The following is a 25047-nucleotide window of genomic DNA, read 5'->3' on the forward strand; positions in this document are numbered from 1 at the left end:
GCCTCCTTTTATCCGACAAAGCCCCAAACTGCGAAAGGTGCCCGCATTTCTGCCGCGCACAAAGCACTGCAACTAAAGATCGGGCAGCCGCTGCTCCGCAAAACCCCATCCCTGCAATGATTTAGAAGCTGCCCGGTCGAGCAGGGTCTTGGCATCATCGATCGAATAGGGATGTGCGTTCTCCATCGCCTTGAGCTCGTTCCAGGCCAGCGGAATGGCCACCGGCGCACCCGAGCGCGCTCGCGCCGAATAGGGCACCACTGCCGTCGCCCCGCGCTGGTTGCGCAGCCAGTCGATGAAGATCCGCCCCTTGCGCTTCGCCTTGCTCATCGTGGCGGTGAAGCGCTCGGGTTCGGCCATGCTTAGCGCCTCGGAGAAGCGGCGGGCGAAATCCTTGTGCGCATCCCAGGAATGGGCCGCGGTCAGCGGCACCACCACATGCACGCCCTTGCCGCCCGTCAGCATGGCAAAGCTGGTCAGGCCGAGATCGGCCAACTGGGCGCGGATGTCGCGCGCCGCCTGTTTGACCTCGTCGAACCCCAGCCCCTCGTCGGGATCGAGATCGAAGATCATCCGGTCGGGCCGTTCGACCGCATCCGAACGCGCGCACCAGGCGTGAAATTCGATCGTCCCCATCTGCACGCATTGGAGCAGTCCGCGCGCATCGTCGATGAACAGGTAATCCTCGTGCCCGCCGTCCTTCTCGCGGATCGGCACGGGGTGCACCGCATCGCCGAAGCTGCCGCTGTCATGCTTCTGGAAGAAACATTTCTTCGCCCGGCCCGAAGGACAGCGCACCAGGCTGATCGGGCGCCGCGCGGCGAAGGGCAGCATGATCGCCGCCACCGCTTCGTAATAGTCCGCCAGCGCGCCCTTCGTCTGGCCGCTGTCGGGAAAGATCACCCGGTCGCGGCTGGAAATCTTGACCGCATCGCTGGCTTCGGCCGGTTTGGCCGGCGTTTCCGGCTGCACGCTGCTCGCATCCTTGTCACCGCGCAGCCCCAGATAGCTGCCGTGGCGGACATTCCCGTCGGCGGTAAATTCGGCAAAGGCGATTTCAGCGACCAGCTTCGGCGTGACCCAAGTGACCCCGCGCGACGAGGCCCGGTCGACTTCCGCCGGCGGGGTCTTGCGCGCCAGTCGCTTCATCTTGCCCGCCAGTTCGTCGAGATCGTCGGCGGAAAAGCCGGTGCCGACATTGCCCTTGTAAACAAGGTCGTCGCCCTCATGCTGCGCGACTAGCAGCGAAGCGAACGGGCGCCCCTTCGCGCTCGACTTCTTCCACCCGATGATCACGAATTCCTGTCGCCGCGTGCATTTGACCTTCACCCAGGCCTTGCTGCGGCGCCCGGCATATTTGCCATCGACGGTCTTGGAAATAATCCCTTCCTGTCCCGCATCGCACATCGCGCGGTACAGATGTTCGCCCGCGCCCAGCACATGTTCGGCGACGTGGATCGGCGGATCGGCGGAATCGAGCAGCGCTTCGAGCCGTTCCTTGCGTTCGATATTGGGCAGGCCGGTCAGATCCTCGCCATCGAGTTCGAGCAGGTCGAAGGCATGCAGGGCAAGCTTGTCCTCCTTGCCCTGCGATCCGTGCCCGCGCTTGAGCACCTGTTGCAGGGTGGAGAAATCGGGATTGCCCTTGCCGTCGTAAGCGACGACTTCGCCGTCGATCAGGCACGATGGCAGGTCGAGCGCGGCAATCGCCTCGACCAGCGGGCCGAACTTGTCGGTCCAGTCCTTGCCGTTGCGGGTGAACACGCGGACGGTATCGCCCTTGACCGCCACCAACGTGCGATAGCCGTCGAATTTGATCTCGTGCATCCAGCGATTGCCGGCGGGCACGTCGTCGACCAGCGTCGCGAGCTGCGGCTTGCGGTAATCGGGCAGCGGGGCCGCCTTGCGGCGTTTGGGCCTGGATTTGCCGGCATTGCGCGCAGAGGCTTTCTGCATCTGCGCAAGGAAGGCATCATCCTTCTTTCCAGCCAGCGGGTATTCGCCCTGCTTGTCGCTGGCGATCTCAGCCATCGAACGCCCGGTCAGCACGCTGGTCAATTCGCGCTGGACCAGCCCGTCGCCCGCTTCGGCATTGTCGTCCTGCAGTTTGCGCAGCAGCCAGTTCTCGCGTTTCTCGCCGGGTTTCTGCTTGAGCCGGATCAGCAGCCATTCGCCCTTCATCCGCTCGCCTTCGAGACAGAAGTGCAAATGCCCTTCCTCCAGGTCGCTCGCGCTCTTGCCCTCGATCGGCTGCCACGTCCCGCGGTCCCACAGCATCACCGTGCCGCCGCCATATTCGCCCTTGGGGATCACGCCTTCGAAATCGGCATAGGACATAGGGTGGTCTTCGGTCCGCACCGCCAGCCGCTTGATATCGGGATCGGGGGAGGGCCCCTTGGTCACCGCCCAGCTCTTGAGCACGCCATCGACCTCGAGCCGCAAGTCCCAGTGCAGGCGGGTCGCATCATGTTTCTGGACGATGAAGCGGTTGCCGGTCTCGCTGGCGAGCGGCTCGCCCGCCGGTTCGGGGGTCAGCGAGAAATCCCGCTTGGCGTTGTATTCGGCCAGGGGGTTCTTGCGCGCAGCCATAGCCTAGGCGGACTTCTTACGCCGCGAGGTCTTCTTGGGCTTCTCCTCCCCGACCGACTTCTTGAGCGCTGCCATCAGGTCGATGACGTTGGAGCCGCCACCGGCATCGGGATCGTCGACATCCTCGATCACCGCGGTCTTGCTCTTCGACTTCGCCTTCTTGTCGATCAGCTTGCGCAGCGCCTGACCATAGCGATCCTCGAATTCACTCGCATCGAAGGGCGCGCTCTTCTGCTCGATCAGCGTGTTCGCCAGCTCGAGCAGTTCCTTCTTCGGCTTGGCATCGTCGATATCGTCGAAGAACGCCTGCCCTGCGCGCACTTCATCGGCATAGCGCAGCGTTTCGAGCAGCAGTCCCTTGCCGCATGGCTTCACCGCGACCAGTTTCTCGCTGCCGCGCACCGACAGCTGGCCCAGCGCGACCTTCTTCGCCTTGCGCAGGGCCTCGCGCAGCACGATGAAGGCTTCTTCGGCAAGTTCGTCCTGCGGCGCGACGTAATAGGGCTTCTCGAAATAGAGCGGGTCGATTTCGCACGCATCGACGAACTGCACCAGTTCCAGCGTCCGCTTGCTCTCGATCCTGACCGCGTCGATCTCGTCCTCGTCGAGCAGGACGTAATTGCCCTTCGAAACCTCGTAGCCCTTGATGATCTCGTCGCGGTCGACAGGTCCGATCCCGGGCACGACTTTCTCGTAAGAGATGCGCTTGCCGCTGGGTTCGTGGATCTGGTTGAACCGGATCTTCGCCCCCGATTTGGTCGCCGAGTAGATTTCGACCGGGATCGAAACCAGCGCCAGCCTGATCTGCCCCTGCCAATATGCGCGTGCTGCCATGTGCCTTCCCTTCAGGCGAAACAGCGCTCCATTCCCCTATGCGTTCCGGAGCGCAGCCCGCTGGACGAGGTCACGCAGGCTGAACGGGGGCGGTCAAGGCCATCAGACAGGCATGCATCGTGGCGACGACGGATTCGATTTCCGCGCGCGTCGTCGTACTGAGTTTCAGGCCCACGATCGAATGGTGCAGCATCTCGCCAAGGCCGCGCGGGGTGATCGAACGGCGTTCGAGATCGGCCTCGTAAGGCAGCAGGAATTCACACAGATTGCGCCGCGCGCCGAGGTGGACCTCGGTCAGTTCCTGCTTGAGCGTCGTGGCCAGTTCGAGCTCGAGCTCATCGGCATGCGGCATCGCCTGGATCGATTCCCACGATTCCAGAACCAGCTTCTCGAGCAAGAGCCGGAACCGGGCGTCGCGGGGCGCGGCGTCGTCGCAGCCTTCCCGGATCGCGTTCCATTTCGACGCGAAGTGATACCGCGACACCGCGACCAGCAACGCCTCGCGGTTGGGGAAGATATTGTATATTGTCTGGCGCGAAACCCCCGCCGCTGCGGCGATGTCGCTCATTGTCGCACGGCGGACACCATATTGGCTTATGACGGCGTATCCCGCCGCCGCGATTTTGCAGGCTCTCTCTTCCATGCAGGTTATTTCGACATCCAATGCAAAAATGTCAATTTACAGTTGTACCTAAAATGTAAAAACGCGCCAGTAGCCGAACGCCGTCGCAGGGTGATTCGCATGTAAGGAATTCCAATGACGCACCTTCGCACTCTGCTCCTGTTCGTTCTCGGTCTGGCCGCCGCCGCATGCTCGTCACCCGATCAGTCGCCGCAGGGCCAGGCAATCCCGGTCCGCACCATCACCGTTGCGGAGGCGGATATCGACAATGTCCTCGAACTGCCCGGCCGGGTGGAACCGGTCCGCGTCGCCGAAGTGCGTGCGCGCGTCACCGGCATCGTCCAGCAGCGCCTGTATGAAGAAGGCACCGACGTCGGACAGGGACAGCCACTGTTCCGCATCGATCCGGCCGAATTGCGCGCCAGCTACGCGCAGACGCAGGCCAGCCTCGAACGTGCGAAGGCTACGGCGGCCAATGCCAATGCCGTAGTGCAGCGCTATCGCCCGCTGGTCGAGGAAAACGCCATCAGCGGCCAGGAATTCGACGCCGCACAGGCCGCCGCGCGCGAGGCGAATGCCAATGTCGCGCAGATCCAGGCCCAGCTGAAATCGGCATCGCTCCAACTGGGCTACACCACCGTGCGCGCGCCGATCGCCGGACGCGCGGGGCGTGCCGCAGTGACCGAAGGCGCGCTCGTCTCGCAGCCCGAAGGCACGCTGATGACGCGGATCGAGCAGGTTTCGCCGATCTACGTATCCTTTTCGCAGTCCGCTACCGAAGTGCTGCAGATCCGCCGCGCGATTGCCGCTGGCGAGCTGGCACTGTCGGCCGATGACGCCGTCGAGGTCCGGCTGGTGTTCCCCGACGGGACCGAATACGAGATTCCCGGGCTGATCGAATTCCTCGACTTTACCGTCGACGAAGCCACCGGCACCATCGAATTGCGCGCCGAATTCCCCAATCCCGACGGGCTGCTGCTGTCGGGCGAATTCGTCAATGCGCGTATTTATGCGGGCAAGGCGACCGACGTCATCGCGATCCCGCAGGCGGCGGTTACCGTGGCCGATTCCGGTGGTACGGTGATGATCGTCGACAAGGACGGCAAGGCCGCGCTGCGGCCGATCAAGCTGGGCCGGCTGGTGGGTGACAAATGGGTCGTGGAAAGCGGCCTCCAGCCGGGCGACAGGGTCATCGTGTCGAACCTGCAAAAGTTGCAGCCGGGCATGCCGGTGCAGATCGCCAACACTCCCAATGGCCGCGCCGTCGCTCCTGCCGCACCCGCCGCGAAGGCTGACTGATCATGGCTCGCTTTTTCATCGATCGGCCCATCTTCGCATGGGTCGTCTCGCTCGGCATCCTGCTCGCCGGTTTCATCTCGCTGCGCGCGCTGCCGATCGAGCAATATCCGGAAGTCGCGCCGCCTTCGCTGGCGATCAGCGTCGTCTATCCCGGCGCCGACGCCGCCACGCTCGAGACCAATGTCACGCAGGTGATCGAGCAGCAGCTCAACGGGGTCGAGGGCTTTCTTTACATGTCCTCCTCCAGCCTCTCCAACGGCACGGCGTCGATCACGCTGACCTTCGAGGCCGGGACCGATATCGATATCGCGCAGACCGAAGTGCAGAACCGGCTGAGCACGGTCGAAGCCCGCCTGCCCGAGGAAGTCAGACGCCAGGGCATCACCGTCCGGCAGGCCAATGCCGGCTTCCTGATGATCGTGGCGCTGACGTCGAAATCGGGCGCGCTGGATTCGACCGACCTCGGCAATATCGCCTCGACGCAGGTGATCGACGAATTGCGCCGCGTGGCGGGTGTGGGCGACGTCACGCTGTTCGGTTCGGAATACGCCATGCGTATCTGGCTCGATCCGGACAAGCTGGCTTCCTACAACCTTTCCCCCAGCGCCGTCGTCGCCGCGATCCGCGAACAGAATGCGCAGACTGCAGGCGGTTCGCTGGGCGCCCTTCCGCTGCAGGAAGGCCAGCAGATCACGGCCACCATCACCACTGCCAACCGCTTCGAGACCGAGGAGGAATTCCGGCGGGTGATCCTGCGCGCGGACGAAGGCGGGGCAAGCGTCCGGCTGGGCGATGTCGCCCGCGTCGAGATCGGCGCGCAGACCTATGCCACCTCGACCACGCTCGATGGCCAGCCGATGGCCGGCATGGCGGTCCAGCTGGCCACCGGCGCCAACGCGCTGGCAACGGCCGAAGGGATCGAGCTGCGGATGGAGGAACTCGGTGCCGGCCTGCCGCAGGATGTCGCCTGGTCGATCCCCTACGACACCACTCCCTTCGTCGAGGTTTCGGTCGAGGAAGTGGTCAAGACGCTGGTCGAAGCCATGGCGCTGGTCTTCCTCGTCATGTTCCTGTTCCTGCAGAACTGGCGCGCGACGCTGATCCCGACGCTGGTCGTGCCGATCGCGCTGGCGGGGGCGTGCCTCGGCCTGTGGCTGTTCGGCTTCTCGATCAACGTGCTGTCGCTGTTCGGCATGGTCCTCGCAATCGGGATCCTCGTCGACGACGCCATTGTCGTGATCGAGAATGTCGAGCGGATCATGCGCGAGGAAGGGCTCGGTCCGCTCGAGGCGACGCGCAAGGCAATGGACCAGATCACCGGCGCGATCGTGGGCATCACGCTGGTGCTGATCGCGGTGTTCGTGCCGATGGCCTTCTTCCCCGGATCGACCGGCGGGATCTATCGCCAGTTCTCGGTCACGCTGGCCATTTCGATTTTCTTCTCTGCCGTACTGGCCCTGTCGCTGACCCCGGCGCTGTGCGCCACCTTCCTGCGGAAGGAAGACGTCCAGGATCACGACGGTGCAGCCGCGCCCGACGATGCCGATCGTCCGCTGCGCGATGGCTGGCGCGGACAGCTGGATCGGGCCCGCGCGGTATCGGGGCGGTTCTTCCACCGCTTCAATCAGTGGTTTGCGCGGATGACCGAGAAGTACGGTCGCACCAACGAGGCGATCCTTGCCCGGCCGATCCGCGGGCTGGCGGTGTTCCTCCTGCTGGCCGCGATCACCGGCCTGCTGTTCGCGCGCCTGCCGGGCGGGTTCCTGCCCACCGAGGACCAGGGTTATGTCATCACCGTGGTCCAGTCGCCCGCCGGGTCGACCCGCGAACGGCTGGAAGAGGCAATCGAACCCGTCGAAGGCTTCTGGCAGTCGCGCGAAGAGGTCGCACGGACGGTGGTCGTGCGCGGCTTCAGCTTCTTCGGCCAGGGTCAGAACAACGCGATGATGTTCACCCCGCTCGAGGACTGGAGCGAACGCAGCGCCCCGGAAAGTTCGGCCGGTGCCCTGGTCGGACAGGCCATGGGCACTTTCATGGGGCTGGACAATGCGCTGGCCTTTGCCATCCAGCCGCCCGCCATCCAGTCGCTCGGCCAGGCCAGTGGTTTCACGATGAAGCTGCAGGACCGCGGCGGCGTGGGCCGCGACGCGCTGGTCGATGCACGCAACCAATTGCTCGGCATGGCGTCGCAAAGCCCGCTGCTGGCCAATTTGCGACCCGAGGACCAGCCGCCGGCCCCGCAATTGCATGTCGAGGTCGACCGCGTCCAGGCGCGTGCGATGGGCCTGTCGATGGACGATGTGAACAACGCGCTGTCGATCAATTTCGGCTCTGCCTATGCCAACGACTTCAACCGCCAGGGCCGCGTGCTGCAGGTCCTCGTCCAGGCCGACGCACCCCACCGGATGGAGCCGGAGGACGTGCTGTCGCTGCGGATCCCCAATGCGCAGGGCGGGCTGGTTCCGTTCAGTTCCTTCGCCACTGCCGAATGGACCGCGGGTCCGCCCAGCCTGTCGCGCTACAATGGCTATCCGGCGATGACCTTGTCGGGCACTGCGGCTCCGGGCGAATCCTCGGGCGCCGCGCTCGAAGAAATGGAACGGTTCGCGAGCCAGCTGCCCGACGGCATCGGCTTCGAATGGACCGGCATCAGCTACGAAGAAAAACAGGCCGGCGGCCAGATCGGGCTGCTGCTCGGACTGTCGGTGGTGATCGTCTTCCTCGTGCTTGCTGCCTTGTACGAAAGCTGGTCGGTGCCGCTGTCGGTGCTGCTGATCGTGCCGATGGGCGTGCTGGGAGCCGTGCTCTTCACCATGCTGCGCGGCCTGTCCGCCGACATCTACTTCAACGTCGGGCTGATCACGATCATCGGCCTGGCAGCGAAGAACGCCATCCTCATCGTCGAATTCGCGATCGAGCAGGAGGCCGAAGGCAAGAGCCCGCTCGAGGCGGTAAAGGCCGCCGCGCGCCTGCGGTTGCGGCCGATCATCATGACCTCGCTCGCCTTCATTCTGGGCATGGTTCCGCTGGTTCTGTCCTCGGGCGCCGGCGCCGCCAGCCGCATCGCGGTCGGCACGGGCGTGATGGGCGGCATGATCGCGGCCACGGCAATCGGCATCTTCGCCATCCCGCTGCTTTACCTGCTGGTCCGAACCCGACTGGCGAAGGGCAAGCCCACTCCGCCCGGCGAAGCCGAAGGAGAACCCGCATGATGCGTCCGCTATCCGCCAGCATGCTGGCGCTGGCCCTTGCCGGCTGCGTGAACATGGCACCCGCGCACGAGCGTCCGCCGCTGGCGAGCGCTCCTGCCTATGACGGCGAGTACCGTCCCGATGGGACTGTGGTCGCCAGCACGCTGTCTTACGGCGAATGGTTCGACGACGCCCGGCTGGTCGCGCTGATCGATACTGCGGTTGCCAACAATCGCGACCTGGTGGCGGCGACCGCGCGCATCGAACAGGCGCGCGCCCAATACCGGGTCCAGGATAGCCGAAGGTTGCCCGCCCCCGTGGCCAGTGCCGCTGCCGGACGCAGCCGCACCCCGACCGGGGCGGCAATAGCCGGCGCAGCGCCGACCGTGACGGCGGACCGTTTCGAAGTCGGCGTGGGCGTGACCTCGTTCGAACTCGATTTCTGGGGCCGGGTGGCCAATCTTTCCGAAGCCGCGCGCGCCCGTTATCTTGCGACCGAAGCGAACCAGCGGGCGTTCTATCTTTCGCTCGTCGCCGATGTCGCCTCGACCTATTTCGAAATCCTCGAAACCGATGCGCAGATAGACCTGGCACAGGCGACGCTGGAGAGCCGCCAGGAAGGGCTGCGGATCGCGCGGTTGCGGCTCGATGCCGGGGTCACCTCGGCCCTGCCCTACCGTCAGGCCGAAACGCTGCTGACGACAGCGGAACAGCAGCTGGCAGCGCAGCGTCTCGACCGGGCACGGCTGAACAACCAGCTTGCCGTGCTGGTGGGCGGCGCCGTTCCCGCAAACCTGCCGCAGCCGCTTGCGATGCAGGCGCAGGACGATGCCATGATGCTCGACGCCGGGCTGCCGTCGGACCTGCTGCTGGTGCGCCCCGACATTACCGCCGCCGAAGAACAGCTGCGCGCCGCGCGCGCCGACATCGGTGCCGCCCGGGCGGCCTTTTTCCCGACGATCTCGCTCACCGGCAATGCGGGTTTCGCCTCCAGCGACCTGGCTAACCTGTTCGGTTCGGACGGGTTCACATGGTCTTTCGGCCCATCGCTTTCGCTACCCATCTTCGATTGGGGAGCGCGCGAGGCAGATCTCGATCTGGCCCGGGCGCGGGAGACCGAACAGGTCGCACTGTACGAAAAAGCGGTCCAGACGGCATTCCGCGAAGTGTCCGACGGCCTCGCCGGGCGGCGCTGGCTGGCCCAGCAGGTCGCCGCGCAGGAGCAGGGGGTCGCCGCGCAGGAACGCATCGCGCGGCTCGCCCGGCTGCGCTACCGCGAGGGCGTGGCCGATTATCTCGAAGTGCTCGATGCCGAGCGCAATCTGTTCTCCGCCCAGCAGCAATTGCTCACCACGCAGCGGGCCTATCTGCAGAACGGCGCGACGCTGTTCGTCGCGCTGGGTGGCGGCCTCCCGCGCTGATCGGGACCGCGCACAAGGCAGATATCTTTCGGGCAGTCTGTTCTCCGCAAAGCCTGAACGCGAAGACCCCCATCCTGGCGGACGGGGGTCTTCAAGCGTGCCGAGCAATCGGGATGGCTCGACCTTCTGGCGGGTCCGGGAACGGGGGAACCGCGCATCGCGATCCCCCGCTGTGCGGCCGGAAAATCAGACGGCCGGCCGGCGTACCTTGGTGTAATTCACCCGGGACGCGGCAAGGTCGTCGTGATAGATCACGTCCCGGCCCCTGATTTCGAGATTGTCGGCGGCAACAATCCGGCCATCGTCGAGCCGTACGGCTGCGACATGTTCCTTTTCCTTGTCCACCAGCATATCCTCGATCGTTCCGTAATGCGTCCCCGTGACCGAGGCCACGGTACAACCACGGATGTCCTGCTCGTCATGGACGAGTTGCCAGGAATCGAGGGCTTCGAGTTCGCCGAAGCGATCATCGTTCTTCATAATAGGTCCTTTCTAGTCTTACGGACGCTCGAGGATCTCGACATTGTCCTCGTCGACAATCAGGAACACGTCCTGATCGGCAAGAACCGCGAGAGTGTCGTCATCGAGCGGAACACCTTCGACATCGGAGACTTCGCCGCCTTCGCGGATCATGCCGTCCGAAATGCGCAGTTCCTGTCCGGGATTGATGTCGATCTCGACTTCGCGGGGTTCGTCGATGATCAACGCGAACATCCGCGCGCCGTCGTTCTCAACCCAGAAGCCCCGGTCGGTCAGCGGTCCGGCAACGCTCACCTCGCCTGCGAATTCCTGTCCGATATACGACTGGGGATCGGCCAGGATGGCGGCCAGCGTCATCGCCATGGGGTCGGCATCAGCGTCGGCGTCAGCTTCGATGGCGGTCTCGGCGAGCACGGGATCGGCATCGTCTTCGTCGGCGGTGATCCACCAGATCAGCAACGCTGCGAGTATTGCTGCCAGTAGCAGCCAGAGCCACGTCATCGATGATTTCTTCTCGACTGGAATTTCAGCCATAATTTTCCTCCTGTTGCCTGCGCGGGATGAGCGCAGTCTATCAGCGAGCAGCCAAGCCGTTCGTTCCGAAAGAGAATTTCTTCACCGAACACGGTGGCTCCAACCCGGTGATTTTAAGGACGCGGGGGATTTAGGATACGGCAGCCGCAGCGCGAGTAATGCGGGCGGCGTTTACTGCGATCCGATAGCCGAATGAAAAGCGACGAAGGAACTGGCCAGTGCCGCCTCGCTGTCGATCAGCGCCTGCCTGCTGGCGATAAGCTGGCGCTGCGCATCGAGCACATCGAACAGGGAGGCCAGGCCCTCGCGGTACAGCGCGTTCGACTGTGCGAGCGCGGTCTCGCTCTGGTCGATCGCTTCGGTAAGCGCGGCATTGCGCTGGCGATAGGCCTCGATCGATACCAGCGCATTCTCGACCTGGCCCAGCGCGTTGAGGAACGTGGCGCGATATTCGGCCACGCGCGCCTCGGCCACGGCCTCGGCCGCAGCGACTTCGGCGCGGCGGCGTCCGCCGTCGAAGATCGGAATATCGATCGCGGCGGCTATCCCGACTAGGAAATCGCCGAATAGCCCGCTCAGCAGCCCGTCGCCGATGCCGATTTCACCGGGTATCGTCAGCGACGGGCGCAGATCCGCCTGTTCGATTCCGATCTCGGCGGCCGCCCGCGCGAGCCGCGCTTCGGCAGCGAGGATATCGGTCCGCCGGCGAAGCAGGTCGGCGGGCACGCCCGCTGGCGGTCCCGCGCCATATCCGGGTATTTGAGAGCCATCGGCGAGCGGCTCGATCGCGAAGGCCCCGGGGGCTCTGCCAGCAGGATCGCGAGCGCGCTGAGCGCATTGGCGCGAGCAATCTCGACCAATCCCCGGCGAGCCCGGGTCTGGGCGAGGTCCGCTGCCGCGCGGCGCACGTCCAGATTGGCAGCCAGCCCGGCCTCGAACCGCAGGGTGACGATGCGCAGCGTCTGGTCCTGCAGATCGGTCGATTGTTCGAGCAGGTCGAGTTGCGTCTGGGTCCGGCGGTATTCGATATACTGGCTGGCGATCGCAGCAGCGACCAGCCGGCGCTGCTCGGCCAGCAGATAGTTCGTCTCGGCGTAATCGGCCACGGCGGCGCGCACCTCGGCTGCCAGCCGCCCATTCAGATCGGAGTCGAACAGGGCGAACAGGCCGGCCACCGCCGTATCCTCTCCCTCGCCCACCAGCGTGGTTCCGATTTCGGCCGATCCGTCGAGCCCCGGCAGCCGGTCCGCCCGTTCCGCGCGCAACAGGGCGGCCGCGGCGGCAAGCCGTCCGGACGCGGCATCGATATCGAGATTGGCTTCCAGACCGCGCCGGACCAGCCGGTCGAGCACCGGGTCACCGAAGCCGAGCCACCATTCTTCCTGCAACCCGGCAGCGGGCAGATCGGTCGCATAGACAGCCGGAGCAGCGATGGGCGGCGCGATTGCGACCGGTTCGCTACCGGCGCAGCCGGACATCGCCAGCGCGACGTGCAGAATGGCACCGGGGTGCTTCATACCTGCGCCACGGAAAGATCCTCGTCGACCTCGTCGATTTCCTTGTGCAGGCGGGCGAGGTCGACATTGCGCGGGTTCCCGTAGCGCGCGATGGCCAGATAGATGACCGGGGTCAGGAACAGCGTGAAGATGCCCGCGATACCCAGTCCGCCGAAAATCACCCAGCCGATCGACTGGCGTGCTTCGGAACCCGCGCCGCTGGCGAGGATCAACGGCAGGGCGCCCAACACGGTCGAGATCAGCGTCATCACGATCGGCCGCAGGCGGATCGCGGCGGCTTCCTCCACCGCTTCGCGGACGCTGCGCCCCTGGTGCCGCAACTGGTCGGCGAATTCGACGATCAGGATGCCGTTCTTCGCCATCAGCCCGATCAGCATCACCAGCCCGATCTGCGAATAGATGTTCAGCGAGACCCCCGACAGGAACAGCGCGAATACTGCCGCGGCAAGCGCGAAGGGAATGGTCAGCAGTACCACCAATGCGCTGGTCACGCTTTCGAATTGCGCCACCAGCACCAGGAACACGATCACCAGCGCGAAGATATAGGTCAGCAGCAGATCGCTCGACGCTTCCTCGAGGCTCGCCGCATCGCCCTGCAGCAGCATGTCGATCCCCGGCCCCAGCGCTTCCTCGCCCAACCGCTCGATCTCGTCGACCGCATCGCGCAGCGGCGTACCGGCTGCAATATCCGCGGAGACCTCGATTGCACGCCGTTGTTCGGTGCGGTCGAGTTCGGCGGCGATACCCTGCTCTTCGATCACGGTGACGCTGGACAGCGGGATCAACGCCCCGCCCGACCCGCGGACGTAGAGATTGCGCAGGTCCGACGGATTGGTGACACTCACGGCCTGGGCGGTGAGGAAGATCGGGACTGCCTGGTCGCCGACGTTGAGATCCACCAGATCGTCGCCGCCGACCATCGCGCGCAGCGTCTGCGCCAGATCGTCCAACTCGACGCCGAGATCCGAAGCGCGCTGGCGATCGATCTGTACCGAGAGCTGCGGCTGTGTCGGCTGGTAGGAAATGTCGGGATTGGAGAGGATTTCGGAGCGGGTGTCGATCGCCGTGGCAAGCGCCTGCGCGGACGCGTAGATCGTCGGGTATTCGGCGCCGGTCAGCGCCACCTCGATACCGTCGCCCCCACCGCCGAAACTCAGCGTGCCGCGGCCCCGGGCATTGGTGCGCGATCCGGGAATTTCCTGCAGCGGCGGGTTGAGTTCCTCGACAATCTCGGTCTGGCTGCGGTCGCGCTCGCTCCAATCGGCGAGTTGTGCAGTCACCCGGACGCGATTGGGATCGTAGCGGCCGACGATCGAGAAGGTGCTTTCGATCTCGCCGCTGGCAAGATACGGCGCGATGACCTGCTCCACCTCGTCGAGCTCGCCATCCATGAAATCGATGCCGACCCCGTCGGGGCCCGTCGCATCGATCGTGATGACGCCGCGATCCTCGTCGGGGACCAGTTCGTTATCGAGCTGGGTGTAAAGCAGCGCCGCCAGCGCCGCGAGCGCGACCGACACCGCTCCAACCAGCTTGGGCCGGTCGAGACACCGGCGCAGCGCGCTTTCATAGCGGTGGTTCGCCGCATGACCCCAGCCAGCTAACCTGCCCGGCGCGCTGTCGTCAGTCGCCAGGTCGAATTTCGCCGCCAGTGCCGGGACCAGCGACAGCGCGACGAAACTGGAAATGATCACCGACACGGCCAGCACGAAGCCGAATTCGCGAAACAGCCGCCCCGCTTCGGACGGCAGGAAGCTGATCGGGACGAAAACCGAAACAAGCACTGCCGTGGTCGCCACGACGGCGAAGAAGACCTGCCGCGTACCCAGCACCGCCGCCGCGCGCCGGCCCAGCCCCTTGTTCTGCAACCGCTGCGCGTTTTCGAGTACCACGATGGCATCGTCGACGATCAGCCCGGTCGCCAGCACCAGCGCAAGCAGCGTGAGCAAGTTGATCGAAAAGCCCATCAGCCAGATGCCCGCGATCACCCCGACCAGCGCGACCGGGATGGTGGCGCTGGGCACGACGGTGGGTCGCCAGGCGCGGAAGAACACCAGCATGGTGCCAATGACCACAGCGATGGTGAAGGCCAGCGTGATCAGCACTTCGCGGACCGAAATGCGGATGAATTGGGCATCGGCCGACACCACGTCGATCCGGACATCGTCGAACCGCGCGTTCAGGCGTTCGACATCCGCGCGAATGGCGCTGGATATCTCGATCGTGTTCGAGCTGGCCTGCCGCACCACGCCCAGCCCGACGATCGGCTGTCCGTCGAGGCGGACGAAGTTGGTCGCATTGGCGGGGGCGAAATCCGCCTGCGCGACATCGCCGACGCGAGTGGTGCCCGAAATGACGACATTCTCGATCTGCGCTGGATCGACCGCGCTGGCTTCGGCCCGCACTACCAGTTCCTGCGCGTCCGACCGGAACGAGCCGACCGGCACGTCGAAGGGGGCCCCCGCAGTGCCGCGGCGACATCGGTCATCGTCAGCCCGAAGCGGTTGAGCCGTGCCGGGTCGACCGACACGCGCATCTGCCGGGCGCGGGTGCCGAACTGTTCGATGCTGGCGACCCCTTCGGCGGCGAGCAATTCGGGCACGATGTCGTTTTCCACCAGCCGCGTCAGCGAGGCCTGGTCGTAGCTGTCCGACAGCACGGCCAGCGTCATGATCGGCTGCGCGTCCTGGTCCGCCTTGACCACCGTCACCTGCTCGACGCGCTCGGGCAGGTCGCGGGTCGTCCGGCTGACCGCCTCGCGCACGTCGGAGGCAGCGGTATCGAGATCGGTGCCGGGCAGGCTGGCGGTGACCGACACGACCGGCCGGTCGACATTGGGGAGCTCGCGAACCTCGACGCCCATCAGCGCAGCGATACCGGCAATCACGATCAGCAGGTTGAGCACGCCGATCAGCAGCGGCCGCTTCACCGCCAGCATGGGGAGGTCGGCCCTATCCTTCATCGGCGGCTGCAGCAGCGCCCGATCGGGGCTGGCGGACCTCGACATCCTGCCGGTCCGCATTCCCGCTGCCCACCACGCGGATGGCCTGCCCGTCGCGCACCTTCTGCACCCCTTCGACGATCACCCGGTCGGTCCGCTCGAATTCGCCATCCACGAAGACCTCGCCTTCGCGCCGCGAGGTGATCGTCACCGGGACGCGCCTGGCTGCGCCTTCGCGAATGACGAACAGGTGCGATCCATCCCCGCCCCATACGATGGCCTCCTCGGGGACCACCGGACGTGCTTCGCCATTGCGGGTGAAGGCCACGCGGAAGCTCATCCCGGGGCGCAGGCGGTCGCCCTCGTTGGGGATGGCGGTGCGCACGATGAAATCGCGGCTGTCCTGCGATATCCGGTTGTCGGTCGCCACCACGCGGGCGTCGATGGTCCGCGTCGTATCGGAAAAAGGCACGACCTGGACGACCTGGCCGGGACGCAGCGCATTGAAGACCGATTCAGGCGCGGGGAAATCGACATAGAGCGTGCCGCGCTGGTCGATCTGCGTGATCGGCGTGGAATCGTTGACGCGGTCGCCGGGATCGACTTCGGTCAGGCCGACGTGGCCCGAGAACGGCGCGCGCACTGTCCGGTCGGCCAGCGCCGTCTGCGCCTGTTCCAGCGCCACGCGCGCCGAAGCGAGCGCGGTCACGCCGGCTTCGATCTGGCTTTCGGAAAGCGCACCGGTATCCTCGATGCGGCGATACCGGCCCAGCAACTGGTCGGCTTCCTGTACCTGCACCCGTGCCGCTTCGACCGCGAGGCGTTCCTGCCGCGCGTCGAGCCGGACCAGCGCTTCGCCCTTGCGCACGAAATCGCCCGCCGCGAACAGCACTGCGGTCACTCGCCCCGCCGTTTCGGCAAAAATCTCCGCCGATGTTGCCGCACGGGCCGAGCCGATGGCTTCGATCTCGATCTGTTCGGGAAGCACGCTGATGTCCTGCGCAACGACCGGCACTGCCTCGCGCGCAGGATCGCGTTCTGCTTCACCGCAGGCGGTGACAAGCAGCAGTGCGGCGCAAGCCATTGTACGGAAAGACGCGGCGGACACGCTGCGCAGGTAACGAATAAGGCCTCGGGGGGAAGCGCTTCTGTGTCAGCCCTGTTCGATGGCTTCCAGTTCGGTCCCGGCGGCCAGCCATGCCGCTTCGGCTTCGGCGAGCGCATCGGCCGCTTCGGCGCGCTGGGCGAGGAGGCTTTCGATGCTCGCCCCGCCGCCCAGTCTCGCCCCGGCCGTCCCCTGTTCGAGGATGGCACTGTCGAGCCGCTCGACATCGGCGGTCAGCCGCGCCATCGCCTGTTCGGCCTTCGCCAGTTCCGCCTTGGCCATGCGCGTCCGGGCAATAATATTGGTGCCATTGCTGCCGCGCGCCTTGCTGGCCGCATCGCCGCGGCCGTTCTTCGCCGGCTTGCGGCCCAGCACCAGATCGATGTAATCTTCCATGCTACCGGAATATTCGCGCGCGGTGCCGTCATCCACCAGCACCAGACGGTCCGCCGTCAGTTCGACCATGTGGCGGTCATGGCTGATGAGGATGACCGCGCCCGAGTAATCGTTCAGCGCCTGGATCAAGGCTTCGCGCGCATCGACATCGAGGTGGTTGGTCGGCTCGTCCAGGATCAGCAGATGCGGCGCATCGCGGGTGATCAGGGCCAGTGCCAGACGCGCCCGTTCGCCGCCCGACAGCTTGTCGACCCGCGTCTGCGCCCGCGCGCCCGAAAAGCCGAACCGCCCCAGCTGCGCGCGAACGGCGCCCTGCGCCGCACCCTCCATCGCGCGGTTCATCAGGTCGAGCGGCGTATCCTCACCGGCCAGTTCCTCGACCTGGTACTGGGTGAAATAGCCTACCTTCAGCCGCCCCGGGGCGTTCACTTCGCCTTCCACCGGGTCGAGCTGCGAAGCCAGCAGCCGGGCCAGCGTGGTCTTGCCGTTGCCGTTGCGGCCCAGCAGCGCGATGCGATCGTCGGCATCGATCCGGAAATTCAGCCGCTTCAGGATCGGCGGGGCATCGCCATAGCCCACGGCCGCCTGTTCAAGCGTGATCATGGGGGATTTGAGTTCCGCCGGATCGGGAAATCCGAAAGTGAGCGTGGGGTCTTCCATCATCGCGGCGACGGGCTGCATCTTGGCCAGCATCTTGGCACGCGACTGCGCCTGTTTGGCAGTCGATGCACGCGCGCTGTTGCGGGCGACGTAATCCTGCAATCGCGCGCGCTGTGCATCCTGCGAAGCCTTGGCCGCCGCCAGCTGGGCCGCCCGCTCGGCGCGCTGCTTTTCGAACGCGTCGTATCCGCCATTGTACAGCGTCAGCGCCCCGCCCTGCAGGTGCAGGATATGGTCGACCACCTTGTTCAGCAGGTCGCGTTCGTGGCTGATCACCAGTAGCGTGGCAGGATAGGATTTGAGGAAGTTCTCGAGCCACAAGGTCGCTTCGAGATCGAGGTGGTTCGACGGTTCGTCGAGCAGCAGGATATCGGGTTCGGAAAACAGCAGCGCGCCGAGCGCGATGCGCATCTTCCAGCCGCCGGAAAAGCTTTCCACCGGACGTTGCTGCATCTCCTCGTCGAAGCCTAGCCCGTTCAGGATCTTCGCTGCGCGCGCCGGCGCGCTGTAGGCATCGATGGCGAGCAGGCGATCATGGACATCACCCATCCGGTACATATCGGTGCAGGTTTCCAGTTCGGCCAGCAGTTCGGCGCGTTCGGTGGCTGAAGCCAGTACCACTTCCTCGGGTGTCATCGTCCCGCTGGGGGCTTCCTGCGCGATATAGCCGATCCGCGCGCGCGACGGTTTGGCGATCTCGCCCTCGTCGGGTTCGATTTCGCCGATCAGCGCTTTCATCAGCGTCGACTTGCCGGCGCCGTTGCGCCCGATCAGCCCGACGCGCGCGCCCACCGGCACGGCAGCGCTGGCGCGATCGAGAATGGTCCGGCCGCCAAGCCGCACTGTGACACCGTCGATGGTAAGCATGCGCGACCCCTAACAGCCTATTGCCGTTCCCCAAAGCAATTCTGCCGCCGTGCAGCGCGGTGCAAGCGCCTTGCACGATCCGCCCGGTCCGCTAGCGCGGTGGGATGAAGATGGAAGACCTGCTGCAGCGCTATTTCGGCACCCAGGACCTGGCCGAGGTCGATCCGGCCGCGCTCCCCGCCGGGGTCGAGCGAATGCGCGTCGATTTCGGGCTCGAACGCGATCGCGGCCACCGCTTCGCGCTGTGGACCCTGCTCTACATGCTCGATGCCGCACCCGATCTGGACGTCGCCTTCGAAGACCCCGCCGACCGCGATGCCGCGCGCACCATGATGGATATGCTCGCCGCGCAGGCTCCCGAGTAGCGCAGAGGCCGTAGCGGTTTGGACGTCGCCGCAGGACTACCACACGCTTGAGCCAGTGCAGCCGCGCGCTGAAAAACCAGTCAGGACACCTGCTGCAACGCCGGTGCCTGGTCGCTCTCGATATCGCGATCGGCGCAGACCACCCGGTTGCGGCCTTCGCGCTTGGCGGCATAGAGTGCTTCGTCGGCTTTCCGGTACAGCGCCTGGAACGGCCGGTCGGCCGCGCCCTGCGCCACGCCGATGCTGACGCTGATCCGATGCCCCGGCGCGGTTGCGCCGAAATCGCATTCGGCCAGTTCGGACCGGACCGTTTCCGCAAGCTCGACCAGCCCGCCATCGGCAACCCCGCTCACCCCCAGAACGAATTCCTCACCGCCCAGCCTGCCCGCGCGGCAGCCGAAACGCTCCTCGAACGATGCCAGCCGGCGCCCGAGCGTCACGAGCACCTCGTCGCCCGCCTGATGCCCGAACTCGTCGTTGACGGCCTTGAACTTGTCCACGTCGATGAGCAGCAGGCCGACTGGCCTGCTCGCCCCGCCGCCGAATGCCTCGGCGTATTTGCCGAGGAAGCCTCTGCGGTTCAGCAGGCCGGTAAGCGGATCGCGTTCGGCAAGTTCGGCCAGGGCCTTGCCGATCTCCACCGCCCGGTCGCGCTGCATCCGCAGCGCGCGCAGCCGCACGGTCGCGAAACCGGTCAGGCACACGACCTGCAGCGCCGAAGCATACAGCATCAGGACCTTGTCGCCCCCGCCCCACAGGATCGCGTCGAGATCGACGATCTGGGTCATCGCCAGCGTCACCATGGGGATCGCCCAGCTGATCGCCAAGTCGCGGGCGGCGCCGTGGCCCTTCCTCCACCCCGCGGCAATACAGGCGGTGGCCAGAGCAAGCGATGACAATGTGCCGATCATCAGCACCGGCGCGAATTGGCCGATATCGACGCCGGGCAGACCGCTGGCGACGCCTGCCGCGAGGACAAGCACCCCGAGCGCACCCAGCAGACGCAGCGGCCAGCGGGGCAGCGAGTCGCGCAAGGCGGATGCGGTGGCGAAGGTCGCGAACATGATCGCCAGGCAGGCAAGCACCGTTGCCAGCCGCGCCGACACCGTGCCCGCGGCTGCAGGAAAGACCGCCAGTCCGGCCTGGGACCAGACCAGGCCCCAGACCATCACGGTCGCAGCCCAGCCGCCATGCCACAGGAAGAAGCTGCGCCGCATGCTGGCTGCGAGGCCCATGTTGAACAGGGCGGCTATGCCCAGCAGCGCCAACGCTGCGCCGATGGCAAATGCCGTCAGCTCGAACTGACGCTGGGCGGCCTGCGCGGACACTATGCGCAGCGACAGCAGGTTGTAATCCTCCAGCCCCGCGATCCGCAGCCAGACCGCCGATGCGGGCCGGTCGCCGCGCGCGCGAAAAGCGACCTGCCCGCCAATATGCCAGCTGTCGGCGAAATCCCCCCGGCCGATCGCCTGCCGCGGACCGAGCGTATCGGCATATTCGAACATCACGCTCATTCGCTCGAACCGCGTGGTGTGCATCGCCAGCGACGCATCGCGGGACTGGCTGGCGGGAACCGGCAGCCGCAGCCACAGGACGCTGCCGCGATAGCCGGCCGGCGCCCCGGCGCACTGCAGATCGGACCGATCGGGCGCGGCGACCGAAGAAGTGACGGCGAAGCAGGTGCCGGCCGGTGGCTGCGCGGCCAGGCGGGGTCCCGCGATCAGGGCGCAGGCCACCGCCATGACCCATAGCGTGCGCCGCAGACTGCCCAGCCCTGCCTTCATTCCGCCCCCCGAACCAAAGCCAACGCGGCGATCCAGACGCCGAACGACGCGCAGCGACCCCGCGCCGCTTCTAGTTAACAGATACGGAGCGAATGCAATCACCGAGGCGGAATTTCCCCGATTGTCCTGCCGAACTGCGGCTGATCGGCACCACTGGGCGCCATTCCGCTCGAAAAAGTGGGTGGCGGAGCAGGAGGGATTCGAACCCTCGATACGGGGTTACCGTATACACACTTTCCAGGCGTGCGCCTTCGACCACTCGGCCACTGCTCCGCATTCTCCTTGGCTACCCTACCGCTTCGCTGCTCGAGGACGATGGGCAAAACCCGATCGGCGCTCAAGCGCACAGCGCGGTAGCGCCGCAAAAGAGCCGCGCGTCTAGCGGCGCCCGATGCGAATCGCAAGCCAATGCGCGGGCAGTATGGCGCCAAGGCCCGATTTCGTGCTATGATCCACATGCGCGACGGTGCTGCGCGGATCAGGCATCCCCTGCGAACACCGCCACGAGGCCCCCTCCCGTCCGTACAATGCGCGAGAGGGGGCTTTCGTTTTGCCGGAGCGGGTGGCACTCCCCTGCAGATGACCAAATCGCTTTTTCCGTTCGCCGCGCTGCTCGCGCTCGCTGCTCCTGCGCAGGCGCAGGACCAGGCCCCGCCGCCTTCGCCGGGCGAAATCGTCGCGCAGGCACCTGCGGCGGAATGGACCACCATTGCCCCGGAAGATTTGCTGGTGATGACGCTGGCCTCAGCGCCAGACGGCACCGCGCGCAAGGTGGTGATCCAGCTGATGCCCGCGCCTTTCAGCCAAGGCTGGGTCGGGAACATCCGCACGCTCGCCCGCGCCGAATGGTACGATGGCACAACGGTCAACCGCGTGCAGGACAATTATGTCGTCCAATGGGGCGATCCGAACTACGACAATCCCGAGGCCGGGGGCGAGGCGAAAGCTGTGCCGGCCAACCTCGCCGCCGTGCCCGAAAACGAGTATTCGGCGAGGCTGGACGAACCCGCGATCGCTAAGATCCGCACCTATTTCGAAACCACTGCTTCCCGCGTGGCACCCAGCGACCCCACCACCCTCTACCGGGCCGATCCCTATGCGAGGGCACATGCCTTTTTCGACGGCTGGCCGATCGCGATGACGGATGACGAACCGGTCGCCTGGCCGGTCCATTGCTATGGCATGGTCGGCGTCGGACGTGGCTATTCGCCCGATACGGGCAGCGGCGCAGAGCTTTATACCGTTATCGGCCATGCACCGCGCCACCTCGACCGCAACATCGCGCTGGTCGGGCGCGTGGTGGAAGGGATGGAGCACTTGTCTTCGCTGCCGCGCGGTTCGGGCGCGCTGGGCTTCTACACTACCAAGGAAGCGGACAAGCGCACGCCCATCGTCTCGGTGCGCGTCGCCAGCGACCTGCCCGATAGTGAGCGGCCTGCGTTCGAATACCTGTCCACCGAAGGCGAAACCTTCACGCGCTATGCCGAAGCGCGCGCGAACCGCCGCGACCCGTTCTTCATCCATCCCGCAGGCGGCGCGGATATCTGCAACATCCCGGTGCCCGTGCGCCGGGTGGCCGATTGAGCGAGAGCGTATCCGTCACCGCGCCGCTCTGGCGCTGGACCGCGAAGAACGGCGTCAGCTGGTTCTTCGTGACAATCGAGGGCGAAGCGGGCGAGAGCCTGTCGGCAACCGAAGCGATGTGGCGGCTCGAACTAGGCGGCAAACGCGGGTTCCGCTCGCTCAAGGTCGAGGCATGCATCGGTGAAACCGTCTGGCAGACATCCTGCTTTCCCCGCGACGAGGGCGGCTGGATGTTGCCGGTCAAGGCACCGGTGCGCAAGACCGAGAAACTCGCCGAGGGCGACCCGGTCGCGGTCACGCTGCGACCCGTCTAGAGCTTCTGCATCAACTCGATACGGTTGCCGAAAGGGTCTTCGGTGAAGCAGCGGTGATACCCCGCGATCGGCTTGTCTTCCCTGACGATTGCTCCCGCTTGCGCAAGCCTGGCGCGAAATTCTGCCAGATCGGCGACCAGCAACGCCGGATGCGCCTTGCGCGCCGGGCGGAAATCGGGGTCGACCCCCAGGTGCAACTGCAGCGCGCCGCATTCGAACCAGCACCCGGCCGGGGAAAGGTTGGACGGCTTGGCCACTTTACGCATGCCGAGCAGAGCGGTGTAGAAGGCGCGGGCCCGGTCTTCGCCGCCCTCTGGCATCGCCAGCTGGACATGGTCGATGCCCAGCGGCGCGCTCACACCCGTTCGGCCTGGGCGATCGAATCGCTGGCCCGCAGGGCGCTGAGGATGCGCGACAGATGGGGCACGTCCTGCACTTCCAGGTCGATCTCGTAAGTGGTGAACGGGTGATCGAGCTGGGTCTGGTCGAGGCTCGTCACATTCACGTGGTTCTGCGCGAAGATGCCTGCCATTTCCGCGAGCGTCCCGGGCCGATCATAGAGCGTGACGCGCATGCGGCCGACTGCCCCGCGCGAACGCTTGCCCCAGGACAGATCCAGCCAGTCGCTATCGATCCCGTTGGCAAGATGTGCGCAGTCGATCGTGTGCACTTCGACCCCTTCGTTGGGCCGCCGCACGCCGACGATCCGGTCGCCCGGAACCGGGTGGCAGCAATGGGCCAGCTGGAAGCCCATGCCGGGCGTCAGGCCGCGGATCGACAGCGCCTTGCCGCTCTTGGCCCAGTCGGGCTCGTTCTCGAGCTCTGCGGTGCAGCCAGGGACCAGCGCCTCCATCACCGCGCGATCCTCGATCTTGGCCGATCCGATTGCGTAATAGAGGTCTTCCTCGTCCTCCATCTCGAGCCGCTTGATCGCTTCGCGCAGCGCCTTCTTGCCGATCTTCGCGGGCACGCGCAGCGCGATCTCGTCGAACAGCTTCTGCCCGATTTCCGCCACTTCGGCGCGTTCCTTGAGCCGCACCGCGCGGCGGATCGAAGCGCGCGCCTTGCCGGTCACGACAAAGCCCAGCCACGACAGCTGCGGATCGGCATTGTCGCTCTTGATGATCTCGACCACGTCGCCATTGTTGAGCTGCGTGCGCAGCGGCATGTGCCGCCCGTTGATCTTCGCCCCCACCGTCTGCGCCCCCAGATCGGTGTGCACGGCAAAGGCGAAATCAACCGGGGTGGCGCCCTTGGGCAGCTGGAACAGCGCCCCCTTGGGAGTGAAGGCAAAGATGCGATCCTGGTAGATCGCCATCCGCGTGTGCTCGAGCAGCTCTTCGGGATCGTGGCTGGCATCGACGATCTCGATCAGGTCGCGCAGCCAGCCGACCTGCCCGTCGGGCCGGCCATCCTGCTTGTAGGCCCAGTGCGCGGCGAAGCCGAATTCGTTCACCCGGTGCATCTCGCGCGTGCGGATTTGCACTTCGACGCGCATCGACTTGCCGTAGATCAGCGAAGTGTGGAGCGAGCGGTAACCGTTGTTCTTCGGAGTGGAGATGTAATCCTTGAACTTGCCCGGGAGAAACTGCCACGTCGTGTGCAGCACCCCTAGCGCGCGGTAGCAGTCGGCCACGTCCTCGCAGATGATGCGAAAGGCCATGATGTCAGTGACCTGTTCGAACGAGACATGGCGTTCGGCCATCTTGCGCCAGATCGAATAGGGGTGCTTTTCACGGCCCGAAACCTCGGTGGTTATGCCGGCTTCGAGCAAGGCGTGTTTCATGTCGAGCGCGATCGCATCGACCTGCCCGCCATCCTCGCTGCGGATCTGGTCGAGCCGCTGGGTGATGGTGGCGAAGGCTTCGGGCTCGATCTGCTCGAAGGCGAGCATCTGCATTTCGCGCATATATTCATACAGCCCGATGCGCTCGGCCAGCGGGGCGTAGATATCCATCGTCTCGCGCGCGATCCGCTGGCGCTTCTCGGGCTTCTTGATGAAATGCAGCGTGCGCATGTTGTGCAGCCGGTCGCCCAGCTTGACCAGCAGCACGCGGATATCCTCGCTCATCGCCAGAAGGAACTTGCGCAGGTTTTCCGCCGCGCGCTCGTTCTCGGGCATCTGCTCGATCTTCGACAGCTTGGTCACCCCGTCGACCAGCCGCGCGACATCCTTGCCGAAATGCTGCTCGATATCGTCGATCGTCGCCAGCGTGTCTTCGACCGTGTCGTGCAGCAGCGCGGTGGCGATGGTTTCCTGGTCGAGCTTGAGATCGGTCATCAGGCCGGCGACTTCGACCGGGTGGCTGAAATAGGGATCGCCACTGGCGCGGGTCTGCGTGCCGTGCTTCTGCACGGTATAGACATAGGCGCGGTTGAGCATCGCTTCGTCGGCGTCGGGATCGTATTCCTTGACCCGTTCAACGAGTTCGTACTGGCGCAGCATGTGTTCGAGATAGGTGCGCTTCACCCGCCTGAACAGATGGAATCTTCACGCAGGGCCGCTGCGGGTGGCATGCGCCGTGCAGCGAACCTACCTGTGGC

The 25047-nt window shown here is 65.6% G+C and carries 20 protein-coding genes and 1 tRNA gene; 6 read left to right on the forward strand and 15 right to left on the reverse strand.

Features of this window, described 5'->3' with window-relative positions; genetic code table 11:
* Window positions 1–72: 72 nt before the first annotated feature.
* The 3 genes from ligD to WKH79_RS08715 form a co-directional block, all read right to left on the reverse strand.
* Entirely contained in the window at window positions 73–2589 is a 2517-nt protein-coding gene (gene ligD, locus WKH79_RS08705) for a DNA ligase D (protein WP_341858629.1), read from the reverse strand.
* Window positions 2590–2592: 3 nt separating this feature from the next.
* Window positions 2593–3423, reverse strand: coding sequence for a Ku protein (locus tag WKH79_RS08710; protein ID WP_063511279.1), 831 nt, complete (start codon window positions 3421–3423; stop codon window positions 2593–2595).
* A 70-nt stretch (window positions 3424–3493) separates the two neighbouring features.
* Window positions 3494–4066 carry a TetR/AcrR family transcriptional regulator gene (locus WKH79_RS08715; protein WP_083437384.1) on the reverse strand — a complete coding sequence of 191 codons (573 nt, stop codon included), beginning with the start codon at window positions 4064–4066 and terminating at the stop codon, window positions 3494–3496.
* Between the two features lie 114 nt (window positions 4067–4180).
* On the opposite strand from WKH79_RS08715, the gene WKH79_RS08720 reads away from it, so the two are divergent.
* Genes WKH79_RS08720 through WKH79_RS08730 form a run of 3 tightly spaced genes read left to right on the forward strand, consistent with a single transcriptional unit; the run spans window position 4181 to window position 9956 of the window.
* Entirely contained in the window at window positions 4181–5344 is a 1164-nt protein-coding gene (locus tag WKH79_RS08720; protein WP_341858630.1) for an efflux RND transporter periplasmic adaptor subunit, read from the forward strand.
* A 2-nt stretch (window positions 5345–5346) separates the two neighbouring features.
* On the forward strand, window positions 5347–8556 hold the full coding sequence (locus WKH79_RS08725; protein ID WP_341858631.1) for an efflux RND transporter permease subunit: 3210 nt from the start codon (window positions 5347–5349) through the stop codon (window positions 8554–8556).
* Window positions 8553–9956 (forward strand): efflux transporter outer membrane subunit, encoded by a 1404-nt coding sequence (locus WKH79_RS08730; RefSeq protein WP_341858632.1) that lies wholly within the window; start codon window positions 8553–8555, stop codon window positions 9954–9956. The genes WKH79_RS08725 and WKH79_RS08730 overlap by 4 nt, the downstream gene beginning before the upstream one ends.
* Window positions 9957–10142: 186 nt before the next feature.
* Here the strand turns inward: WKH79_RS08730 and WKH79_RS08735 are convergent, their stop codons facing one another.
* The 8 genes from WKH79_RS08735 to WKH79_RS08770 all read right to left on the reverse strand — a co-directional run bounded on the left by WKH79_RS08735 (window position 10143) and on the right by WKH79_RS08770 (window position 18456).
* On the reverse strand, window positions 10143–10436 hold the full coding sequence (locus WKH79_RS08735; RefSeq protein WP_050600974.1) for a PRC-barrel domain-containing protein: 294 nt from the start codon (window positions 10434–10436) through the stop codon (window positions 10143–10145).
* Between the two features lie 18 nt (window positions 10437–10454).
* Window positions 10455–10970, reverse strand: a complete 516-nt coding sequence (locus WKH79_RS08740) for a hypothetical protein (protein ID WP_341858633.1) — start codon at window positions 10968–10970, stop codon at window positions 10455–10457.
* 171 nt (window positions 10971–11141) lie between these two features.
* Complete coding sequence (locus WKH79_RS08745) at window positions 11142–11696, reverse strand: TolC family protein (RefSeq protein WP_341858634.1); 555 nt, start codon at window positions 11694–11696, stop codon at window positions 11142–11144.
* Window positions 11585–12487, reverse strand: a complete 903-nt coding sequence (locus WKH79_RS08750; protein ID WP_341858635.1) for a TolC family protein — start codon at window positions 12485–12487, stop codon at window positions 11585–11587. The genes WKH79_RS08745 and WKH79_RS08750 overlap by 112 nt, the downstream gene beginning before the upstream one ends.
* Complete coding sequence (locus tag WKH79_RS08755) at window positions 12484–14934, reverse strand: efflux RND transporter permease subunit (RefSeq protein ID WP_341858636.1); 2451 nt, start codon at window positions 14932–14934, stop codon at window positions 12484–12486. Before WKH79_RS08755 ends, WKH79_RS08750 begins: the two co-directional genes overlap by 4 nt.
* The gene (locus tag WKH79_RS08760; RefSeq protein ID WP_341858637.1) at window positions 14892–15449 is read right to left on the reverse strand and encodes an efflux RND transporter permease subunit; all 558 of its coding nucleotides are present in this window, start codon (window positions 15447–15449) and stop codon (window positions 14892–14894) included. Before WKH79_RS08760 ends, WKH79_RS08755 begins: the two co-directional genes overlap by 43 nt.
* Entirely contained in the window at window positions 15439–16512 is a 1074-nt protein-coding gene (locus WKH79_RS08765) for an efflux RND transporter periplasmic adaptor subunit (protein ID WP_269420648.1), read from the reverse strand. The genes WKH79_RS08760 and WKH79_RS08765 overlap by 11 nt, the downstream gene beginning before the upstream one ends.
* Before the next feature lie 69 nt (window positions 16513–16581).
* The gene (locus WKH79_RS08770) at window positions 16582–18456 is read right to left on the reverse strand and encodes an ABC-F family ATP-binding cassette domain-containing protein (protein WP_341858638.1); all 1875 of its coding nucleotides are present in this window, start codon (window positions 18454–18456) and stop codon (window positions 16582–16584) included.
* 104 nt (window positions 18457–18560) lie between these two features.
* Here WKH79_RS08770 and WKH79_RS08775 point away from each other — a divergent pair, with 104 nt between their 5' ends.
* On the forward strand, window positions 18561–18821 hold the full coding sequence (locus tag WKH79_RS08775; RefSeq protein WP_050600979.1) for a hypothetical protein: 261 nt from the start codon (window positions 18561–18563) through the stop codon (window positions 18819–18821).
* A gap of 80 nt (window positions 18822–18901) precedes the next feature.
* Here WKH79_RS08775 and WKH79_RS08780 read toward each other — a convergent pair whose 3' ends face one another.
* Together WKH79_RS08780 and WKH79_RS08785 are read right to left on the reverse strand one after the other, a co-directional pair.
* Complete coding sequence (locus tag WKH79_RS08780; RefSeq protein WP_341858639.1) at window positions 18902–20605, reverse strand: diguanylate cyclase; 1704 nt, start codon at window positions 20603–20605, stop codon at window positions 18902–18904.
* Window positions 20606–20787: 182 nt separating this feature from the next.
* Window positions 20788–20878, reverse strand: a tRNA-Ser gene (locus tag WKH79_RS08785).
* 306 nt (window positions 20879–21184) lie between these two features.
* Here WKH79_RS08785 and WKH79_RS08790 point away from each other — a divergent pair.
* Together WKH79_RS08790 and WKH79_RS08795 are read left to right on the forward strand one after the other, a co-directional pair.
* Entirely contained in the window at window positions 21185–22189 is a 1005-nt protein-coding gene (locus WKH79_RS08790; protein WP_341858640.1) for a peptidylprolyl isomerase, read from the forward strand.
* On the forward strand, window positions 22186–22503 hold the full coding sequence (locus tag WKH79_RS08795) for a DUF1905 domain-containing protein (RefSeq protein ID WP_341858641.1): 318 nt from the start codon (window positions 22186–22188) through the stop codon (window positions 22501–22503). The genes WKH79_RS08790 and WKH79_RS08795 overlap by 4 nt, the downstream gene beginning before the upstream one ends.
* Here the strand turns inward: WKH79_RS08795 and WKH79_RS08800 are convergent.
* Together WKH79_RS08800 and WKH79_RS08805 are read right to left on the reverse strand one after the other, a co-directional pair.
* Window positions 22500–22862 (reverse strand): VOC family protein, encoded by a 363-nt coding sequence (locus WKH79_RS08800; protein ID WP_341858642.1) that lies wholly within the window; start codon window positions 22860–22862, stop codon window positions 22500–22502. The genes WKH79_RS08795 and WKH79_RS08800 overlap by 4 nt on opposite strands.
* Window positions 22859–24949, reverse strand: a complete 2091-nt coding sequence (locus tag WKH79_RS08805; RefSeq protein ID WP_063512120.1) for a bifunctional (p)ppGpp synthetase/guanosine-3',5'-bis(diphosphate) 3'-pyrophosphohydrolase — start codon at window positions 24947–24949, stop codon at window positions 22859–22861. Before WKH79_RS08805 ends, WKH79_RS08800 begins: the two co-directional genes overlap by 4 nt.
* Between the last annotated feature and the right edge of the window lie 98 nt (window positions 24950–25047).

The sequence above is a fragment of the Qipengyuania sp. GPGPB31 genome, from assembly GCF_038396345.1.
In the GTDB taxonomy this organism is placed as follows: domain Bacteria; phylum Pseudomonadota; class Alphaproteobacteria; order Sphingomonadales; family Sphingomonadaceae; genus Qipengyuania; species Qipengyuania citrea.

What these genes read in the sequence shown, in the direction of transcription:
- ligD (WP_341858629.1), bottom strand. Translation starts at nt 2,589, where the DNA reads ATGGCTGCGCGCAAGAACCCCCTGGCCGAATACAACGCCAAGCGGGAT.
- WKH79_RS08710 (WP_063511279.1), bottom strand. Translation starts at nt 3,423, where the DNA reads ATGGCAGCACGCGCATATTGGCAGGGGCAGATCAGGCTGGCGCTGGTT.
- WKH79_RS08715 (WP_083437384.1), bottom strand. Translation starts at nt 4,066, where the DNA reads ATGGAAGAGAGAGCCTGCAAAATCGCGGCGGCGGGATACGCCGTCATA.
- WKH79_RS08720 (WP_341858630.1), top strand. Translation starts at nt 4,181, where the DNA reads ATGACGCACCTTCGCACTCTGCTCCTGTTCGTTCTCGGTCTGGCCGCC.
- WKH79_RS08725 (WP_341858631.1), top strand. Translation starts at nt 5,347, where the DNA reads ATGGCTCGCTTTTTCATCGATCGGCCCATCTTCGCATGGGTCGTCTCG.
- WKH79_RS08730 (WP_341858632.1), top strand. Translation starts at nt 8,553, where the DNA reads ATGATGCGTCCGCTATCCGCCAGCATGCTGGCGCTGGCCCTTGCCGGC.
- WKH79_RS08735 (WP_050600974.1), bottom strand. Translation starts at nt 10,436, where the DNA reads ATGAAGAACGATGATCGCTTCGGCGAACTCGAAGCCCTCGATTCCTGG.
- WKH79_RS08740 (WP_341858633.1), bottom strand. Translation starts at nt 10,970, where the DNA reads ATGGCTGAAATTCCAGTCGAGAAGAAATCATCGATGACGTGGCTCTGG.
- WKH79_RS08750 (WP_341858635.1), bottom strand. Translation starts at nt 12,487, where the DNA reads ATGAAGCACCCCGGTGCCATTCTGCACGTCGCGCTGGCGATGTCCGGC.
- WKH79_RS08760 (WP_341858637.1), bottom strand. Translation starts at nt 15,449, where the DNA reads ATGAAGGATAGGGCCGACCTCCCCATGCTGGCGGTGAAGCGGCCGCTG.
- WKH79_RS08765 (WP_269420648.1), bottom strand. Translation starts at nt 16,512, where the DNA reads ATGGCTTGCGCCGCACTGCTGCTTGTCACCGCCTGCGGTGAAGCAGAA.
- WKH79_RS08770 (WP_341858638.1), bottom strand. Translation starts at nt 18,456, where the DNA reads ATGCTTACCATCGACGGTGTCACAGTGCGGCTTGGCGGCCGGACCATT.
- WKH79_RS08775 (WP_050600979.1), top strand. Translation starts at nt 18,561, where the DNA reads ATGAAGATGGAAGACCTGCTGCAGCGCTATTTCGGCACCCAGGACCTG.
- WKH79_RS08780 (WP_341858639.1), bottom strand. Translation starts at nt 20,605, where the DNA reads ATGAAGGCAGGGCTGGGCAGTCTGCGGCGCACGCTATGGGTCATGGCG.
- WKH79_RS08790 (WP_341858640.1), top strand. Translation starts at nt 21,185, where the DNA reads ATGACCAAATCGCTTTTTCCGTTCGCCGCGCTGCTCGCGCTCGCTGCT.
- WKH79_RS08805 (WP_063512120.1), bottom strand. Translation starts at nt 24,949, where the DNA reads ATGCTGCGCCAGTACGAACTCGTTGAACGGGTCAAGGAATACGATCCC.